Annotated in this window: 15 protein-coding genes; 4 read left to right on the top strand and 11 right to left on the bottom strand. The window is 67.1% G+C overall.

All coding sequences use genetic code 11. The features are described from left to right. Positions 1 to 7 precede the first annotated feature (7 nt). The 6 genes from ACPTTF_RS14865 to ACPTTF_RS14890 form a co-directional block, all read right to left on the bottom strand. Positions 8 to 634, bottom strand: a complete 627-nt coding sequence (locus ACPTTF_RS14865) for a ubiquinone biosynthesis accessory factor UbiJ (RefSeq protein WP_423371587.1) — start codon at positions 632 to 634, stop codon at positions 8 to 10. A 163-nt stretch (positions 635 to 797) separates the two neighbouring features. After that, a complete protein-coding gene (locus ACPTTF_RS14870) occupies positions 798 to 1,832 on the bottom strand; it encodes a Tim44 domain-containing protein (protein WP_423371588.1) in 1,035 nt (344 codons plus the stop codon). Between the two features lie 41 nt (positions 1,833 to 1,873). After that, entirely contained in the window at positions 1,874 to 2,605 is a 732-nt protein-coding gene (gene ubiE, locus ACPTTF_RS14875; protein ID WP_166963656.1) for a bifunctional demethylmenaquinone methyltransferase/2-methoxy-6-polyprenyl-1,4-benzoquinol methylase UbiE, read from the bottom strand. 53 nt (positions 2,606 to 2,658) lie between these two features. Beyond that, positions 2,659 to 3,072, bottom strand: a complete 414-nt coding sequence (locus ACPTTF_RS14880) for a gamma-butyrobetaine hydroxylase-like domain-containing protein (protein WP_423371589.1) — start codon at positions 3,070 to 3,072, stop codon at positions 2,659 to 2,661. After that, a complete protein-coding gene (locus tag ACPTTF_RS14885) occupies positions 3,069 to 3,512 on the bottom strand; it encodes an HIT family protein (RefSeq protein WP_423371590.1) in 444 nt (147 codons plus the stop codon). The genes ACPTTF_RS14880 and ACPTTF_RS14885 overlap by 4 nt, the downstream gene beginning before the upstream one ends. An 85-nt stretch (positions 3,513 to 3,597) precedes the next feature. Then, positions 3,598 to 7,623 carry a DUF3683 domain-containing protein gene (locus ACPTTF_RS14890; RefSeq protein WP_423371591.1) on the bottom strand — a complete coding sequence of 1,342 codons (4,026 nt, stop codon included), beginning with the start codon at positions 7,621 to 7,623 and terminating at the stop codon, positions 3,598 to 3,600. 575 nt (positions 7,624 to 8,198) lie between these two features. Here ACPTTF_RS14890 and ilvA point away from each other — a divergent pair. Continuing rightward, positions 8,199 to 9,722: a threonine ammonia-lyase, biosynthetic gene (gene ilvA, locus ACPTTF_RS14895; RefSeq protein WP_166963582.1), complete on the top strand. Its 1,524-nt coding sequence runs from the start codon at positions 8,199 to 8,201 to the stop codon at positions 9,720 to 9,722. Positions 9,723 to 9,731: 9 nt separating this feature from the next. Next, positions 9,732 to 10,562 carry an NADPH-dependent 7-cyano-7-deazaguanine reductase QueF gene (queF, locus tag ACPTTF_RS14900; RefSeq protein ID WP_423371592.1) on the top strand — a complete coding sequence of 277 codons (831 nt, stop codon included), beginning with the start codon at positions 9,732 to 9,734 and terminating at the stop codon, positions 10,560 to 10,562. A gap of 120 nt (positions 10,563 to 10,682) precedes the next feature. Here queF and ACPTTF_RS14905 read toward each other — a convergent pair whose 3' ends face one another. From ACPTTF_RS14905 to ACPTTF_RS14920, 4 genes are all read right to left on the bottom strand, one after another. Further along, a complete protein-coding gene (locus tag ACPTTF_RS14905; protein WP_166963586.1) occupies positions 10,683 to 11,102 on the bottom strand; it encodes a bleomycin resistance protein in 420 nt (139 codons plus the stop codon). A gap of 175 nt (positions 11,103 to 11,277) precedes the next feature. After that, positions 11,278 to 11,664 carry a RidA family protein gene (locus ACPTTF_RS14910; protein ID WP_011353171.1) on the bottom strand — a complete coding sequence of 129 codons (387 nt, stop codon included), beginning with the start codon at positions 11,662 to 11,664 and terminating at the stop codon, positions 11,278 to 11,280. Between the two features lie 124 nt (positions 11,665 to 11,788). Next, positions 11,789 to 13,270, bottom strand: a complete 1,482-nt coding sequence (locus ACPTTF_RS14915; RefSeq protein WP_423371593.1) for an N-acyl-D-amino-acid deacylase family protein — start codon at positions 13,268 to 13,270, stop codon at positions 11,789 to 11,791. 2 nt (positions 13,271 to 13,272) lie between these two features. Continuing rightward, complete coding sequence (locus tag ACPTTF_RS14920; RefSeq protein ID WP_423371594.1) at positions 13,273 to 14,211, bottom strand: MurR/RpiR family transcriptional regulator; 939 nt, start codon at positions 14,209 to 14,211, stop codon at positions 13,273 to 13,275. A 119-nt stretch (positions 14,212 to 14,330) separates the two neighbouring features. Here ACPTTF_RS14920 and ACPTTF_RS14925 point away from each other — a divergent pair, with 119 nt between their 5' ends. Both ACPTTF_RS14925 and ACPTTF_RS14930 read left to right on the top strand, forming a co-directional pair. Continuing rightward, positions 14,331 to 15,611, top strand: a complete 1,281-nt coding sequence (locus ACPTTF_RS14925; RefSeq protein ID WP_423371595.1) for an amino acid deaminase — start codon at positions 14,331 to 14,333, stop codon at positions 15,609 to 15,611. Between the two features lie 158 nt (positions 15,612 to 15,769). Further along, positions 15,770 to 16,351, top strand: coding sequence for a DJ-1/PfpI family protein (locus tag ACPTTF_RS14930; RefSeq protein ID WP_166963596.1), 582 nt, complete (start codon positions 15,770 to 15,772; stop codon positions 16,349 to 16,351). Positions 16,352 to 16,420: 69 nt separating this feature from the next. Here the strand turns inward: ACPTTF_RS14930 and ACPTTF_RS14935 are convergent, their stop codons facing one another. Then, complete coding sequence (locus ACPTTF_RS14935) at positions 16,421 to 16,867, bottom strand: MarR family winged helix-turn-helix transcriptional regulator (protein ID WP_039360135.1); 447 nt, start codon at positions 16,865 to 16,867, stop codon at positions 16,421 to 16,423. Positions 16,868 to 16,885: the final 18 nt, after the last annotated feature.

Below are 16,885 nucleotides of genomic sequence, written 5' to 3' on the forward strand. Positions count from 1 at the left end.
GCGGCCCTCAGTGCGCGCCGCGCGGGCCGGAACCCGTGCGCGCGCCGATTTTTTGTTCGAGTCGCTCGACCCGCTTTTCGACCCGTGCGAGCGCATCGCGTGCGCGCGCCAGTTCGGCATCGAAGCCGCCGAGCGACGCGCGCCGGACGACTTGCGGGTTTTCGTCGAGCCAGTATTCTGCGACGGAATCAAGCACATTGCGGCCGGTGCGTCGTGCGCGCGCGCCAGCGTCGCGCACGACCGTCGCGATCCGGAATGCCGCCGCGTCGCCGACCAGCTTCGCGAGATCTTCTTCAGGTTCCCAGCGCAGGTGCTCGGCCAGCTTCGCGATCTGCGTCGCGAACTCCGCGTCGCCCTCGATCTTCACGTGCTTCATCACGGCCGCCTGGCCGCCCTGCAGGAACGCGGCGACCGTGTCGCCCGCGAGCGCGATCGACACGTCGACCTGTTGCGCATCGTGCGCGTCGACGGCCGACAGATAACCGTCGGGCTGCACCAGCAGCGTGAGCGTAACGGGAGGCACGTCGATCCGGGCAGTCTTGCCCGCATACGGAATCAGGCGGTCGCGCGCCCACGATTCGCGGGCGAGCAGGTGATTGACAGCAGCAGCAAAAGGCTTGGCGGCAAAGGTCATCGGGCTGGGAAAGAAAAAACCCGCGCAGGCCGGGCGCCCACGCGGGTTTCTATTGTAACGTCGGATCGATGGCAGGCCGCGGCCAACCGCACACCCGGGCGGCAAGCGGTCGCAGTGCGGCGGCCGTTGCCCGGGAGTCCGGCGGCGCGGCCGCCGGTCACGCTCAGTGCGTGTTGATCTGCTGGATGCCCGCGAGCAGCCAGCCCTGACTGCCCGACTTCGACAGGTTCCACACCTCGTCGAACGGCGCGGCCGACGCACTCGCCGATTCGCGGATCAGGCCGTGGAAGCGCACGCTCGCCGACTGCTCGATGCCGCGATCCTCGATCGCGACCAGTTCCGCGTCGAGCTGCACGACGTCGGTCTGGTTCGACTCGTTGCCGCGCGAATCGAGGTCAATCTTGATCTCGGCGAACATTTCAGGCGTCGTGAACTCGCGAATGTCGGCCAGGTTGCCCTGGTCCCACGCGGCCTGCAGGCGCACGAAATAAACCTTCGAGCTGCGCAGGAATGCTTCGGTGTCGAAGCCGGCGGGCACCTGGAGCGGTGCTGCCGCAGCAGCCGCTGCCGTGCCGGCGGCCGCGGCACCGCCGCCGAACACGCCTTGCGCTTCGTTCGCGTAGCTGCTGCCGCTGCCCGCATAGTTGCCGCTGGTGCTGCCCTGCTGGAACGACGGACTTTGCGAGTAGCCGCCCGACGACGACGCCGAGCCACCGACCGAGTAGGCCGGCTCCTGCGGACGACGGCGATTCATGAACTTGCGGATCAGCCAGATGCCGACCATTGCGAGCAGCGCGATCACGATGACGTTCGCCATCATGCTTGCGAACGCGCCGCCCAGGCCGAAGTGCGACAGCAGCGCCGCAATGCCGAGACCGGCCGCGAGGCCGGCGATCGGCCCGAGCCAGCGCGAGCGGTTGGGCTGCGCGGCCGGCGCGGGCGCGGCCGGGTTCGCACGCTGCGCCTGCGACGGCGCAGCCTGCTGCATCGGCTGCTGCGCGGGCGGTGTGGCCTGGCGCTGCGTGACGGTGGAATTCTGGCGGCCGATGCTGCGCCCGCCGCCCATGCGCTTGGCTTCAGCGTCGAGCGATGCGAACGTGCCGGCCGTGAGCAGGCCGACCATCAGCAGCGTGCCGACTCGTCGAGCCCAGGGCTTCGACGGCTTGCTACGGTTGAACAACGAACGCGTTTCGGACATCAGCTTCTCCAAATGTAAGACAAATGTATGGAAAGAGCCCCTTAGTACTTGGCTCCCATGTGTAAAGCTACCACGCCACCTGACAAATTGTAATATTTGACGGCGTCGAGGCCCGCTTGTTCCATCATCGTCTTCAGCGTGTCCTGATCGGGGTGCATCCGGATAGATTCAGCAAGATACCGGTAACTTTCAGCATCTTTCGCGAACTTGTCGCCAAGCCACGGTAATACTTTGAAAGAATACAGATCGTACGCTTTTTTCAGCGGATCCCAGACTTTCGAGAATTCCAGCACCATCACGCGGCCGCCGGGCTTCGTCACGCGGCGCATCTCGGCCAGCGCGGCATCCTTGTGCGTCATGTTGCGCAGCCCGAACGCGACCGTGACCAGATCGAAGTAGTTGTCCGGAAAGGGAATTTTCTCCGCGTCGCACAGCAGCGACGGCGTCACGATGCCCTTGTCGAGCAGCCGGTCGCGGCCGACGCGCAGCATCGATTCGTTGATGTCCGTATGCCAGACCTCGCCCGTCGGCCCGGCCGCCTTCTTGAACGACTTCGTCAGGTCGCCGGTGCCGGCCGCGATGTCGAGCACCTTGAAGCCGGGGCGCACGTTCGCCTGCGCGATCGTGAACGCCTTCCACGCGCGGTGCATGCCCGCCGACATCAGGTCGTTCATCAGATCGTAGTTGCTCGCGACCGAATGGAACACACCCGCCACTTTCTTCGCTTTTTCGTTTTCCTCGACGCTTTCGAAGCCGAAGTGGGTTTTGCTCATCGCGTTGATCCTCAGTAAATGGCAAGACGGCGCCGAGCGGGCGCCGTCGAATTTCAGTGGCAGTGGCCGTGCGACGCGCTCGCCGCCGGCATCGGCGCGTCGCGCTCGACGCCCGCCGCCTTCAGTTTGTCGAAATAGTCGCGCCACAGCGTGTCCTGCTGCGTGGCCAGCTCGTACAGCAGGTCCCACGAGTAGATGCCGGTCGAATGGCCGTCGGAAAAGGTCGGCTGCAACGCATAGTTGCCGACGCCCTCGAGCGCGGTGATCGTCACTTCGCGCTTGCCCGTCTGCAGCGTCTCCTGGCCGGGCCCGTGGCCGCGCACCTCGGCCGACGGCGAATACACACGCATCAGCTCGAACGGAATCCGGAAACTGTCGCCGTTCGGGTACTGCAATTCGAGCACGCGCGACACCGCGTGCACGACGACGCCGGACGGAATCGGCGTCGTGGAAGTCAAACCGCTCATGGCTGCCTCGAATCGGTCATGCGTTGAATTTCCTCGCGCACCGCATTGTGCAGCAGCGAGGCCTGCGCTGCGCGCAAGCGCAGCAGCGCCTCGGACACGCTGCGCTGACGCGGCGCCCACACGGGCTGCGGGAAATGGGCGTCGTTGGAAAAGCGCGGGATCACGTGCCAGTGCACGTGCGGCACCATGTTGCCGAGGCTCGCGAGATTCACCTTGTTCGGCTGCATCACGCGGCGCACGGCCCGCTCGACCGCGTACACGACGCGCATCAGATGTGCCCGCTCGGGCTCGCCGAGATCGGAGAATTCGGCCACGTGCGCGCCCCAGATCACCCGGCAGAAGCCCGGATACTCGTGCTCGCCCGTCGCGAGGACGACGCGCAGCGCATCGTCCTGCCAGAGCAGCTCGCCGCCGTCTTCACGGCAAAACACGCATTCCATCGTCGCTCCCATGTGGACGGGCGCCGGCATTGCTGCGCCGGCGCCCGCTCATTCCTGGCCCGGTCGGGCGGTCGTCATGCCCGCATTAGACCAGCACGCGCTCGATCCCGCCATTGTTCGCGCGTGCGACATAGTCGGCCATCCAGTTCTCGCCGAGCACCTGACGCGCAATTTCGACCACGATGTAGTCGGCTTCGAGGTTCGCATCCTCGCTGTAGCGCGACAGGCCCTGCAGGCACGACGGGCAGCTCGTCAGGATCTTCACGTCCGGGCCGTTCGCGGCCGCGGGGGCCGGCGCCGGCGCGTTGCCAGCCACGACCGGGATGCTGCGCAGCTTCGCGGCGCCCTTGCGGATCTCCTCTTCCTTGCGGAAGCGGACCTGCGTCGACACGTCCGGGCGCGTGACCGCGAGCGTGCCCGATTCGCCGCAGCAGCGCTCGTTCTTCTCGATCTTGTAGCCGTCCTTCTCCGCGCCCATCAGCTCGTTGACGAGCTTCACCGGGTCCATCGTCTTGATCGGCGTGTGGCACGGGTCGTGATACATGTAGCGCGTGCCCGACACGCCGTCGAGCTTCATCCCCTTCTCGAGCAGGAATTCGTGGATGTCGATGATCCGGCAGCCCGGGAAGATCTTGTCGAATTCGTAGCCGGCGAGCTGGTCGTAGCAGGTGCCGCACGACACGACCACCGTCTTGATATCGAGGTAGTTCAGCGTGTTCGCGACCCGGTGGAACAGCACGCGGTTGTCGGTGACGATCTTCTCGGCCTTGTCGTACTGGCCCGAGCCGCGCTGCGGATAGCCGCAGCACAGGTAGCCCGGCGGCAATACGGTCTGCACGCCGGCTTCCCACAGCATCGCCTGCGTCGCGAGGCCGACCTGCGAGAACAAACGCTCGGAGCCGCAGCCCGGGAAGTAGAACACCGCTTCCGAATCGACGGTCGTCGACTTCGGGTTGCGGATGATCGGCACGACCTTGTTGTCCTCGATGTCGAGCAGCGCGCGCGCCGTCTTCTTCGGCAGGTTGCCCGGCATCTTCTTGTTGACGAAGTGGATCACCTGCTCGACGACGGGCGGCTTGCCGACCGTGGCCGGCGGGTGCTGCGTCTGCTTCGTCACGACCTTCTTCAGCATGTCGTTCGCGAAGCGCTGCACCTTGTAGCCGACGCCCATCATCACGCCGCGCGCGATGTTGATCGTCTGCGGGTTGGTCGCGTTCAGGAAGAACATGCCCGCCGCATTGCCGGCGTTGAATTTCTTCTTGCCCATCTTGCGCAACAGGTTGCGCATGTTCATCGTGACGTCGCCGAAATCGATCTTCACCGGGCAAGGCGTCGCGCACTTGTGGCACACCGTGCAGTGGTCGGCCACGTCGTTGAATTCATCCCAGTGCTTGATCGACACACCGCGGCGCGTCTGCTCTTCGTACAGGAACGCCTCGACCAGCAGCGACGTCGCGAGGATCTTGTTGCGCGGGCTGTACAGCAGGTTCGCGCGCGGCACGTGGGTCGCGCACACCGGCTTGCACTTGCCGCAGCGCAGGCAGTCCTTCACCGAATCGGCAATCGCGCCGATGTCGGACTGCTTCATGATCAGCGATTCGTACCCCATCAGCCCGAAGCTCGGCGTATAGGCGTTGCGCAGATCGGCGCCTTCGAGCAGCTTGCCCTTGTTGAAGCGGCCGTTCGGGTCGACGCGCTGCTTGTACGCGCGGAATTCGGCGATCTCGTCGTCGGTCAGGAACTCGAGCTTCGTGATGCCGATGCCGTGCTCGCCGGAAATCACGCCGTCGAGCGAGCGCGCGAGTTTCATGATGCGTGCAACCGCCGCATGGGCGTCCTGCAGCATCTCGTAGTTGTCGGAGTTGACCGGCAGGTTGGTGTGGACGTTGCCGTCGCCCGCATGCATGTGCAGTGCGACGAACACGCGGCCGCGCAGCACCTGCTTGTGGATCGCCTGCGCCTCGTCGAGGATCTGCTTGAACGCGCCGCCGTTGAAGATCGCGCGCAGCTCCGCGCGGATCTCCTGCTTCCACGAAATGCGGACCGTGCGGTCCTGCGTGATGTGGAACACGTTCGCGCCCGGCTGTTCGTCCGCGCGGTCCGCGAACTTCTCGGCCAGCGCCTCGTAACCGAGCTGCACGAGGTAGTGCTGCGCCTCGCGCAGCGGCTGGTCGAGCCGGTCGCGCACGAATTCCCAGCGCGCACGCACGCGCTTGAGCAACTCCAGCGCCTGCTGGACACGGTCTTCGAGCAGTTCGGCGCTCGGGATCTCGTTCGCGTCGTCGGTCTTGCCGAGCGGCAGGTTGCCCGCGCGGAAAAACGCTTCCAGCGCGTCGACGAGCTGCAGCTTGTTCTTCAGCGACAGCTCGATGTTGATCCGCTCGATGCCGTCGGTGTACTCGCCCATCCGGTTCAGCGGGATGACGACGTCTTCGTTGATCTTGAACGCGTTCGTGTGCTTCGCGATCGCGGCCGTGCGGCTGCGGTCGAGCCAGAAGCGCTTGCGCGCCTCCGCGCTGATCGCGACGAAGCCTTCGCCGCTCTTGCCGTTCGCCATCCGGATCACTTCGGACGTCGCGTGCGCGACCGCATCGGCATCGTCGCCGACGATGTCGCCGATGAGCACCATCTTGGGGAATGCATTGCGCTTGCTCTTGGTCGCATAGCCGACCGCGCGCAGGTAGCGCTCGTCGAGGTGCTCGAGGCCCGCGAGGATCGCGCCGCCCTGCTTCGACGTCTCGAACAGGTAGTCCTTGATCTCGACGATGCTCGGGATCGCCTCGCGCGCCTGGCCGAAGAATTCGAGGCAGACGGTGCGCGTGTGCGCGGGCATCTTGTGCAGCACCCAGCGCGCGGACGTGATGAGCCCGTCGCAGCCTTCCTTCTGCACGCCCGGCAGGCCGGCGAGGAACTTGTCGGTCACGTCCTTGCCGAGCCCTTCCTTGCGGAAGCGGCGACCCTCGATCTCGAGCATCTCGCTCTTCAGCAGCTTCTCGCCCGGCGCGTATGCGCCGTCGAACCACTTCAGCTCGAAACGCGCGACCGCGATGTCGTGGATCTTGCCCTGGTTATGCTCGTGGCGCGTGACTTCGAGCCAGTTGCCGTCCGGGTCGACCATCCGCCACCAGGCCAGGTTGTCGAGCGCGGTGCCCCACAGCACGGCCTTCTTGCCGCCGGCGTTCATCGCGACGTTGCCGCCGATGCACGATGCGTCGAGCGAGGTCGGATCGACCGCGAACACGTAGCCGGCCGCTTCCGCCGCTTCCGTCACGCGGCGCGTGACGACACCCGCGCCGGAGAAGATCGTCGGCACCTTGTGCGCGACGCCCGGCATTTCGGTCAGCTCGACCGCGCCGAGTTGCTCGAGCTTTTCGGTATTGATCACCGCGGAGAACGGCGTGAGCGGCACCGCGCCGCCCGTGTAGCCGGTGCCGCCGCCGCGCGGGATCACGGTCAGGCCGAGCTCGAAGCAGGCCTTGATGAGGCCGGCGATCTCGGCTTCGGTATCGGGGGTCAGCACGACGAACGGGTATTCGACACGCCAGTCGGTCGCGTCGGTCACGTGCGACACGCGCGACAGCCCGTCGAAACGGATGTTGTCCTTCTGCGTGCAGCGGCCGAGCGCCTTGGTCGCGCGGCGGCGCAGGTCGGCCATCTTCTCGAATTCGTCGGCGAACTCGTTGACCGCGCGCTGCGCGGCGGTTTCGAGCATCTCGACGCGCGATGCGCGCTCACGGCCCGCGTCGTCGCGGTGCGCGGTGAGATCCGCGCTGCGGCGCTTGCCGATTTCGGTGAGGCGGTGGTTCAACGCCTCGATCAGCAGCGCGCGGCGCTTCGGGTTGTCGAGCAGGTCGTCCTGCAGGTACGGGTTGCGGCGTACGACCCAGATGTCGCCGAGCACTTCATACAGCATCCGTGCCGAGCGGCCCGTGCGGCGCTCGGCACGCAATTCGTCGAGCACCGACCACGCCTCTTCGCCGAGCAGGCGGATCACGATCTCGCGATCCGAGAAGGACGTGTAGTTGTAGGGAATCTCGCGCAAGCGGGGCGCGGGGTCGGCGGCGACGGCGGCGGCCGCGCCATGCGGATCGAAAACTTGTGGTGCGTTCATGTTCGGACGACTCGGAGGGCCGATACACCGTGCACGGGCGTCGGCAAGCGCGTGGGCGCAATCTTGGGGAAATCTGTTCTGTTACCAGGCGCGCGGCTGTCCTTCATGGGGCCGGAGCGGGCGGTGACTCGCCCCTCCTGGCCGGCGACAGGGCCTGGCGGCACTCGATCATCAGCACGATCGCGCGCGGCGCGCATGCCGTTCCGCCGCGGGGCTGGCTGCGCGCGGCGTCGGCTTCAACGGTGCGATCCGAGGGTGCCTCTGCATCTTCCGATCCTTGATTCAAAACGGAATTCTAACCCATGATCGGGCCACGCGTGACACGTCGGACAGGTCGTGGGGCTATCGCCGCGAGCCGCGCCAGGCTTGGCTCGGCGCGATTTCGCGCGAGCATTCGCCGTCCGTCCGGTCGGTAACCATGCGGTTAAGCCGGCAAAAGAGGCCGCGCGAGTCCGCCGACGCACCGTCCGCACGGCCTCGCGAGCGGGCGCTCGGCATGCCGCTTGCATGCGGGCGGACCCTTGGCGCTATCATTGATCTTTTACCGTCTGCTTCCGCACTGCACGCGAGCGCCCATGGCATCCCACGATTACCTGAAGAAAATCCTCACCGCGCGCGTCTACGACGTCGCGATCGAGACGGAACTCGAATCCGCCCGCAACCTGTCGGCCCGCCTGCGCAACGCCGTCTACCTGAAGCGCGAGGACAACCAGCCGGTGTTCTCGTTCAAGCTGCGCGGCGCGTACAACAAGATGGCGCACATTCCGGCGGACGCGCTCGCGCGCGGCGTGATTACGGCATCGGCCGGCAACCACGCGCAGGGGGTCGCGTTCTCGGCGGCCCGGATGGGCGTCAAGGCCGTGATCGTCGTGCCCGTCACGACGCCGCAGGTGAAGGTCGATGCAGTGCGCGCGCACGGCGGCCCGAGCGTCGAGGTGATCCAGGCCGGTGAGTCGTACAGCGACGCGTACGCATACGCGGTCAAGGTGCAGGAGGAGCGTGGCCTCACGTTCGTCCACCCGTTCGACGATCCGTACGTGATCGCCGGCCAGGGCACGATCGCGATGGAGATCCTGCGCCAGCACCAGGGCCCGATCCACGCGATCTTCGTGCCGATCGGCGGCGGCGGGCTCGCGTCCGGCGTCGCGGCCTACGTGAAGGCGGTGCGGCCGGAGATCAAGGTGATCGGTGTGCAGGCCGAGGATTCGTGCGCGATGGCGCAGTCGCTCGACGCAGGCAAGCGCGTCGAGCTGAGCGAGGTCGGCCTGTTCGCGGACGGCACCGCCGTGAAGCTGGTCGGCGAGGAAACCTTCCGGCTCTGCAGCGAGTACCTCGACGGCGTGGTGACGGTGAACACCGACGCGCTGTGCGCGGCGATCAAGGACGTCTTCCAGGACACGCGCAGCGTGCTCGAGCCGTCCGGCGCGCTCGCGGTCGCGGGCGCGAAGCTCTACGCGGAACGCGAAGGCATCGAGAACCAGACGCTCGTCGCGGTCACGTCCGGCGCGAACATGAACTTCGACCGGATGCGCTTCGTCGCCGAGCGCGCGGAAGTCGGTGAAGCGCGCGAAGCCGTGTTCGCGGTCACGATCCCCGAGGAGCGCGGCAGCTTCAAGCGCTTCTGCTCGCTCGTCGGCGACCGCAACGTCACCGAGTTCAACTACCGGATCGCCGATGCGCAGGCCGCGCACATCTTCGTCGGCGTGCAGATCAAGCGCCGCGGCGAATCGGCCGAGATCGCCGCGAACTTCGAATCGCATGGCTTCAAGAGCGTCGACCTGACGCACGACGAACTGTCGAAGGAACACATCCGCTACATGGTGGGCGGCCGTTCGCCGCTCGCGCACGACGAGCGGCTGTTCCGCTTCGAATTCCCGGAGCGGCCGGGCGCGCTGATGAAGTTCCTGTCGTCGATGGCGCCGGACTGGAACATCAGCCTGTTCCACTACCGCAACCAGGGCGCGGACTACAGCTCGATCCTCGTTGGCCTGCAGGTGCCGCAGGCCGATCGCGCCGAATTCGAGCGCTTCCTCGCGGCACTCGGCTATCCGTATGTCGAGGAGAGCGCCAACCCGGCTTACCGCCTCTTCCTGTCGTAAAGGCGTCGCATGAATCCCGAACATTCCCCGCTCGGCAAGGCCACCGCCTACGCGGCCCAGTACGACGCGTCGCTGCTGTTCCCGATCCCGCGCGCCGGCGCGCGCGAGCAGCTCGGCATCACGTCGGCGCTGCCGTTCTTCGGCACCGACATCTGGAACGCGTACGAGCTGTCGTGGCTCAACATGCGCGGCAAGCCGCAGATCGCGGTTGCGACCTTCTACGTGCCGGCCGAATCGCCGGCCATCGTCGAATCGAAGTCGTTCAAGCTGTATCTCGGCTCGTTCGCGCAGACCAAGTTCGACTCGATCGACGCGGTGCGCGACACGCTGAAGCGCGACGTGTCGGCCGCGTGCGGCGCGAGCGTCGCCGTGCAGCTCGTGTCGCCGCACGATTTCGGCAAGCTCGAGATGGACGAACTCGACGGGCTGTCGCTCGACCGGCTCGACCTCGACACCGACGTGTACGAACCCGATCCGTCGCTGCTGTCGGCGGCCGACGCCGAGGACGAAGCGCCGGTCGAGGAGACGCTCGTGTCCGACCTGCTGCGCTCGAACTGCCCGGTCACCGGCCAGCCCGACTGGGGCAGCGTGCAGATCCACTACGTCGGGCCGCAGATCGATCATGCCGGCCTGCTGCGCTACATCATCTCGTTCCGCAATCACACGGGCTTTCACGAGCAGTGCGTCGAACGGATCTTCCTCGACATCCTGCAAGCGTGCAAACCGGTGAAGCTCGCGGTGTACGCGCGCTATACGCGCCGCGGCGGGCTCGACATCAACCCGTTCCGTACCAACTACAACCAGCCGATGCCGGACAACGCGCGCAACGCGCGGCAGTGACGGCGGCGGGTGGCCGCCGCAGTTGGCGACGTGCGGCCGCCACACCAGACAAAACGGCCCGACCGGATTCAACCGGCCGGGCCGTTTTTCATTGCACGTGGGAGCGCCAACGGCCCGCGGTCACCCGCTCACCGGCCGCTCAGGCAGGATCTCCACCAGGCGCAGCAGGTAACCGTCGGGATCCTGCACCAGCATCTCGATCTGGCCATGCTCGATCTCGTCCTCCCGATACCAGGACGTGCGCGGCTCGACGAACAGCGTCACGCCCGCGGCGCGGATCCGGTCGAGAATGGGATCGAGCGCATCGACCTCGATCTGAAAATTGATCCCGCGCCCGAACGGCCGCTCCAGCGGACCGGTCAGCCAGCCCTCCGGGCTGTACTGCTCGAGCATCAGCTGAGCACGCCCGATCTCAAGATAAGCGAACCCGTCTTCCGGACGTTCGAAGCGAATCCGGAATCCCAGCACGTCACGATAGAAGCGAACGCTTCCGGCAAGGTCCGAGCAGATCAGCTCCGGCACCAGCGCAGCCCATTCCATGCATTTCCCCTCAGTACAATCATGCGGCACATTACCTGAACGGGCGGATGGCGTTGCGGCGGTTGCCGCCGCAGGAGCGCCGAGCAACGATCGAACAGTGCCCGGCACATGACAAAACGGGCCCGGCGCACGTGAATGCGCCGGGCCCGTTGCGTAGCAGCTCGCCGTTGCGGCGTTACTTCGCAGGCGCCTTGTACGCGATGCAGTCGACCTCGACCTTGCAGTCGATGACCATGCTCGACTGCACGCATGCGCGTGCCGGCGGATGCTCGCCGAAGTACGAAATGAACACCTTGTTGAACGACGCGAAATCGCGCGCGTCGTCGAGCCACACGCCGCAGCGCACGACGTGCTCGAGACCGTAGCCGGCTTCCTTCAGGATCGCGATCACGTTCTCGATCGTCTGCTTCGACTGCGTGACGATGCCGCCTTCGACGACCTCGCCGTTCACCATCGGCGTCTGGCCCGACACGTACAGCCAGCCGTCGGCCTCGACCGCGCGTGCAAACGGCATCACCTGGCCGCCCGTCCCCTTCGCTTCGCCTACGCCATATCGCTTCATCGTTTCACTCCTTGTGTGTCGACCGGCGCTGGCGCGTCCGCGCCGGCTCCGGCCCATGCAACGCACGGTTGCGGATGCGCGCACCGACGATGGCACGCGCGGCAGATCGGAACAACAACCGCGTTCAGAACGCGGCGTCGGCACTCGCCGGCACGCGTTCGCCGCGCGCGACGAAGCCGCCGGCGCGCTCGCCGGTCGGCTGGCCGTTCTCGTAGGTCAGTACGCCGTTCACCCACACGGCGTCGATCCCGTGCGCAGGCTGCTGCGGCTTCTCGAACGTCGCGGCATCGATCACGCGCGCCGGGTCGAACAGCACGAGGTCCGCGTGGTAGCCCACATGCACCTCGCCGCGCCGCGCGATCCCGTAGCGGCGCGCGGACAGCGACGTCATCTTGCGGATCGCCTCCTCGAGCGGCAGCAGGTTCGTGTCGCGCACGTAATGGCCGAGCACGCGCGGGAACGCGCCCCACAGCCGCGGGTGCGGCAGCGGGTCGTTCGGCAGGCCGTCGGAGCCGACCATCGTCGCGGGATGCGACAGGATCCGGCGCACGTCGTCCTCGGACATGTTGTGGTACACGGCACCCGCCGGGCGGATGCGCTGCGCGGCTTCCTGCTCAGTCACGCCCCAGTCGGACGCGATCGCCTTCAGCAGCTTGCCCGCCACTTCCGGGTGCGGCTCCGACCACGTGATCGTGATGTCGATGTCGCCCGTCACCTGCTTCAGATCGAGCGTCGACGAGCTGCGGCTGTACGGATAGCAGTCGCAGCCGACCGGCTGGTAGCGGCGCGCGCCCTCGAGCGACGCGAGCACTTCGCTGCTGCGCCCCCAGTTCGACGGGCCCGCGCACTTCAGGTGCGAGATCACGACCGGCACGCGCGCATGGCGGCCGACCTGGTACGCCTCTTCCATCGCATCGAGGATCGCGTCGAATTCGGTACGCATGTGCGTCGTGTACAGCGCGCCGGCATTCGCGAGCGGCTCGGCGAGCGCCATCACTTCCTCGGCCGGCGCCGCGAACGCGGAGCCATAGGCGAGGCCCGACGACAGGCCGAGCGCGCCGTTCGCGAGCGCTTCCTCGAGCTGCGCGCGCATCCCGGCGATTTCGCCGTCGGTCGCCGCGCGGTCGAGGCGGTCCATCTGGTTGTTGCGCAGCGCCGTGTGGCCGACGAGCGCCGCGACATTCACGGCCGGACGCGCATCGTTCACGGCCGCGACGTAGTCGGCGAAGGTCGGGTACTGGAACGCGGCGCGCTCGCCGAGCAGGTTCATCGGGTCGGGCGGATCGCCCGCGAGCGTCACCGGCGACGCGCTGATCCCGCAGTTGCCGACGATCACGGTCGTCACGCCCTGCGAGATCTTCGGCAGCATCTCCGGCGCGCGGATCACGTGCGTGTCGTCGTGCGTGTGCACGTCGACGAAGCCCGGCGCGAGCGCGCGGCCGTTCGCATCGACGACATTCTCGGCGAGCCAGTTCGACAGGTTGCCGATCGCCGCGATCACGCCGTTGCGAATCGCGACGTCGCGCGTGACGGGCGGTGCGCCGGTGCCGTCGTACAACTGCGCGCCGACGATCAGCGTATCGGCGGCTTCGGGATGCGAATGCATGGTCAGTCTCCTACCGGTTGACGGTCTCCGCCGCCGCGATGCGCATCGAGCGCATGCTTGATGCGGCGCAGCGATTCTCGGCCCGCATCGCCGAGCCGCAGCGCGACTCCGGTGACGAGCACGTCGATCGCCATCATCATCGCGTAGCGCGATGTCGACGGCTTGTAAATGAAATCGGTTTCGAACGCGACGACCGGGATCAGGTGGTCAGCCAGTTTCGCGAGCGGCGAAGCCGGCGCGGTGATCGCGATCAGCTTCGCGCCGTAGCGCTTCGCGAGCCGGCAGCTCTCGAGCAGCTCGGGCACGCGCCCGCTCACCGACAACGCGACGACGACCGCGTCGCGCGACAGCGTCGCGGCCACCATCCGCTGCAGCAAGCTGTCCTGGTAACTCGCGACCGGCCGGCCGAAGCGCACGAGCCGGAAGCGCAGCTCGTCGGCGAGCGCGGTCGAGCCGCCGCCCTGCCCGTACACGTAGATCATCTTCGCGCGGGCGAGCAGGTCGGCCGCTTCCTCGAACGACGTGTTGCGCAGCAGCTGGTGATTGTGCGCGAGCGCCATGCGGATCTCGTCGTAGACCATCGACGCGGGGCTCGTGTCGTCGGCCGGCCCATCGTCGGACGGCACCAGAAAGCGCTGGCCGACGGCCGCCGCCTGCGCGACCAGCACCTTCAGTTCGCGCACGTCGCGGCAGCCGACGGCCTTCGCGAAACGCGTGACCGTCGCGACGCTGACCTCCGCGTCGCGCGCAAGCGCGCCGATGCTCGCATGCGCGGCGCGCGCCAGGTCGGCGAGAATGAACGCGGCGACCTTGCGCTCGGCTTCGCGCAGCTCGGGCGCGCATTCGGCGATCCGCGCGACGATGTCGAGGACCGGCGGAGCGGCCGGAACCGGATGGTGCTCGGCCGCGAGCGGAACGGACGGGGTGGCGGGCGTATTCATCGGCGGGAAAGGGTGCGAAGCTCGATGTTACTAAATAACATCACCGCGCAGATGCTACTTTCTGTACCATCTGCGTGTCAACTTCAGTGCAATGCATAGTGATGATGGAGCGGGATGACATGAAAGTTACAAACTATCAGGAAGCGACGATCGATCCTTTCGGCAAGGGCCTCGGCAACCTGCCGAGCGCGAGCGTGCCGCTCGGCGACGCAAGCCGCCTCGAGTGGAACCTACTTGCCGAAGACGTCAGCCTGCCGGCCGCCGTGCTTTACGAGGACCGCATCGAACACAACCTGAACTGGATGCAGGCATTCGTCCAGAAGTACGGCGTCAAGTTTGCGCCGCACGGCAAGACGACGATGGCGCCGCAACTGTTCCGCCGCCAGCTCGACGCCGGCGCGTGGGGCATCACGCTCGCGACCGCGCACCAGACGCAGGCCGCGTATCACGGCGGCGTGCGGCGCGTGCTGCTCGCGAACCAGCTGGTCGGCCGCCAGAACATGACGATCATCGCCGGGCTGCTTTCCGATCCCGACTTCGAGTTCTTCTGTCTCGTCGATTCCGCGGAGAGCGTCGATCAGCTCGGCCAGTTCTTCGGCGCACTGAAGAAGCCGCTGAACGTGCTGCTCGAGCTCGGCGTGCCGGGCGGCCGCGCGGGCGTGCGCGATGCCGCGCAGCGCGAGGCCGTGCTCGCCGCGATCGCACGCTATCCGGACACGCTGAAGCTGGCCGGCATCGAACTCTACGAAGGCGTGCTGAAGGAGGAAGGCGAGATCCGCACGTTCCTGCAGGACGCGGTCGCGCTCACGCGCGAGCTGGCCGAGGCAGGCCGCTTCGCGCGTACGCCGGCGATCCTGTCCGGCGCCGGTTCGGCGTGGTACGACGTGGTCGCGGAAGAATTCGCGAAGGCGTCCAACGCCGGCTTCGCGGAAGTCGTGCTGCGTCCGGGCTGCTACCTGACGCACGATGTCGGCATCTACAAGAAGGCGCAGACCGACGTGTTCGCGCGCAACCCGATCGCACGCACGATGGGCGAAGGGCTGCTGCCCGCGCTGCAGCTGTGGGCCTACGTGCAGTCGGTGCCGGAGGCCAATCGCGCGATCGTCGCACTCGGCAAGCGCGACGCGGCGTTCGACGCGGGGCTGCCGGAGCCGGCACGCCACTTCCGCCCGGGCCGGGACACCGCACCGCGCGATGTCGCCGCCGCCGAAGGCTGGGCCGTCACCGGGATGATGGACCAGCACGCGTACCTGCAGATCCCGCCGGGCGCGGACGTGAAGGTCGGCGACATGGTCGCGTTCGACATCTCGCACCCGTGCCTGACGTTCGACAAGTGGCGCCAGGTGCTCGTGCTCGATCCGCAGTTCCGCGTGACGGAAGTCGTCGAAACCTTCTTCTGACGCACCGCGCGCGCCCCGCCCCGCCGCTCGCGCGGGGCGGCCGTCACGCGCGCTTCAAGCGGCCGGAGTACACTGCGCTTTCGTCCTCGGGGCCCCAGGCGGGCATTGCACGCGCCTGCCGCGCGCGGGCCCTCAACGCAGCTCCACTGGAGAAAGCCATGGCCGCGAAGAAGATCCTGTTCCTGACCGGCGATTTCGCCGAAGACTACGAAACGATGGTGCCGTTCCAGGCGCTGCAGGCCGTCGGCCACCACGTCGATGCAGTCTGCCCGGGCAAGCGCGCGGGCGACAAGATCAAGACCGCGATCCACGATTTCGAAGGCGACCAGACCTACACCGAGAAGCCGGGCCACCAGTTCACGCTGAACGCGGCGTTCGACGACGTCGACGCATCGCGCTACGACGCGCTCGCGATCGCGGGCGGCCGTGCCCCCGAATACCTGCGACTCGATCCGAGGGTGATCTCGCTCGTGCGCGAGTTCGCCGAAGCCGGCAAGCCGATCGCCGCGATCTGCCACGCGGCACAACTGCTCGCGGCCGCCGACGTGATCCGCGGCAAGCGGATCTCGGCCTACCCGGCCTGCGCGCCCGAGGTGAAGCTCGCGGGCGGCGAATATGCGGACATCCCGGTCGACGCGGCCGTGACCGACGCGCCGTTCGTCACCGCGCCCGCATGGCCCGCGCATCCGGCCTGGCTCGCGCAGTTCCTCGCGCTGCTGGGCACGCGCATCGAGCTTTGAACCCGAAGTGAATTGAGATGAGATGAGGCGACGGGCCGGCGGCGCATTCGCGCCGACCTGCGCCGCGCGTCAGCGCGCGGCCGGCGTCGAGCCGACGTCCGCGATCCGCGACTCCAGCATCGCCAGCGCGCCCGACAGCGCATTCAGCACGTCGTCCGGCAACTGCGCCATCGTCTGTTCGAGAAACGCCTTGCGGCGCGGCAGGCACGCGTCGAACGCGGCGCGGCCGTCGTCCGTCAGCGTCACGTTGGTCACGCGGTTGTCGCGTGCGTCGGATTCGCGCTGGATCCAGCCGAGCGCGTCGAGCGACTTCAACTGGCGCGTGAGCGCACCCGGATCGACGCGCAGCACTTCGACGAGCTTCTTCTGCGACGAATGCCCGCCCATCGTGTGCAACGCGACCATGATGCGCCAGCGCGGCATCGGTTGCCCGACGTGCGCTTCGAACGCGGTCATGAACGCGCGATACGTGCGTCCGAATTGCTGCAAGATCGCGACGCGGTCCTGTTCTTCCATGCGCTCAGTTCTACTCGT

This window comes from Burkholderia crassaminum (assembly GCF_964265005.1).
GTDB lineage: Bacteria > Pseudomonadota > Gammaproteobacteria > Burkholderiales > Burkholderiaceae > Burkholderia.

Bases quoted from the DNA above. Each gene is read 5' to 3' on its own strand.
- ACPTTF_RS14865 (WP_423371587.1), bottom strand. From the start codon at position 634: ATGACCTTTGCCGCCAAGCCTTTTGCTGCTGCTGTCAATCACCTGCTC.
- ACPTTF_RS14870 (WP_423371588.1), bottom strand. From the start codon at position 1,832: ATGTCCGAAACGCGTTCGTTGTTCAACCGTAGCAAGCCGTCGAAGCCC.
- ubiE (WP_166963656.1), bottom strand. From the start codon at position 2,605: ATGAGCAAAACCCACTTCGGCTTCGAAAGCGTCGAGGAAAACGAAAAA.
- ACPTTF_RS14880 (WP_423371589.1), bottom strand. From the start codon at position 3,072: ATGAGCGGTTTGACTTCCACGACGCCGATTCCGTCCGGCGTCGTCGTG.
- ACPTTF_RS14885 (WP_423371590.1), bottom strand. From the start codon at position 3,512: ATGGAATGCGTGTTTTGCCGTGAAGACGGCGGCGAGCTGCTCTGGCAG.
- ACPTTF_RS14890 (WP_423371591.1), bottom strand. From the start codon at position 7,623: ATGAACGCACCACAAGTTTTCGATCCGCATGGCGCGGCCGCCGCCGTC.
- ilvA (WP_166963582.1), top strand. From the start codon at position 8,199: ATGGCATCCCACGATTACCTGAAGAAAATCCTCACCGCGCGCGTCTAC.
- queF (WP_423371592.1), top strand. From the start codon at position 9,732: ATGAATCCCGAACATTCCCCGCTCGGCAAGGCCACCGCCTACGCGGCC.
- ACPTTF_RS14905 (WP_166963586.1), bottom strand. From the start codon at position 11,102: ATGGAATGGGCTGCGCTGGTGCCGGAGCTGATCTGCTCGGACCTTGCC.
- ACPTTF_RS14910 (WP_011353171.1), bottom strand. From the start codon at position 11,664: ATGAAGCGATATGGCGTAGGCGAAGCGAAGGGGACGGGCGGCCAGGTG.
- ACPTTF_RS14915 (WP_423371593.1), bottom strand. From the start codon at position 13,270: ATGCATTCGCATCCCGAAGCCGCCGATACGCTGATCGTCGGCGCGCAG.
- ACPTTF_RS14920 (WP_423371594.1), bottom strand. From the start codon at position 14,211: ATGAATACGCCCGCCACCCCGTCCGTTCCGCTCGCGGCCGAGCACCAT.
- ACPTTF_RS14925 (WP_423371595.1), top strand. From the start codon at position 14,331: ATGAAAGTTACAAACTATCAGGAAGCGACGATCGATCCTTTCGGCAAG.
- ACPTTF_RS14930 (WP_166963596.1), top strand. From the start codon at position 15,770: ATGGCCGCGAAGAAGATCCTGTTCCTGACCGGCGATTTCGCCGAAGAC.
- ACPTTF_RS14935 (WP_039360135.1), bottom strand. From the start codon at position 16,867: ATGGAAGAACAGGACCGCGTCGCGATCTTGCAGCAATTCGGACGCACG.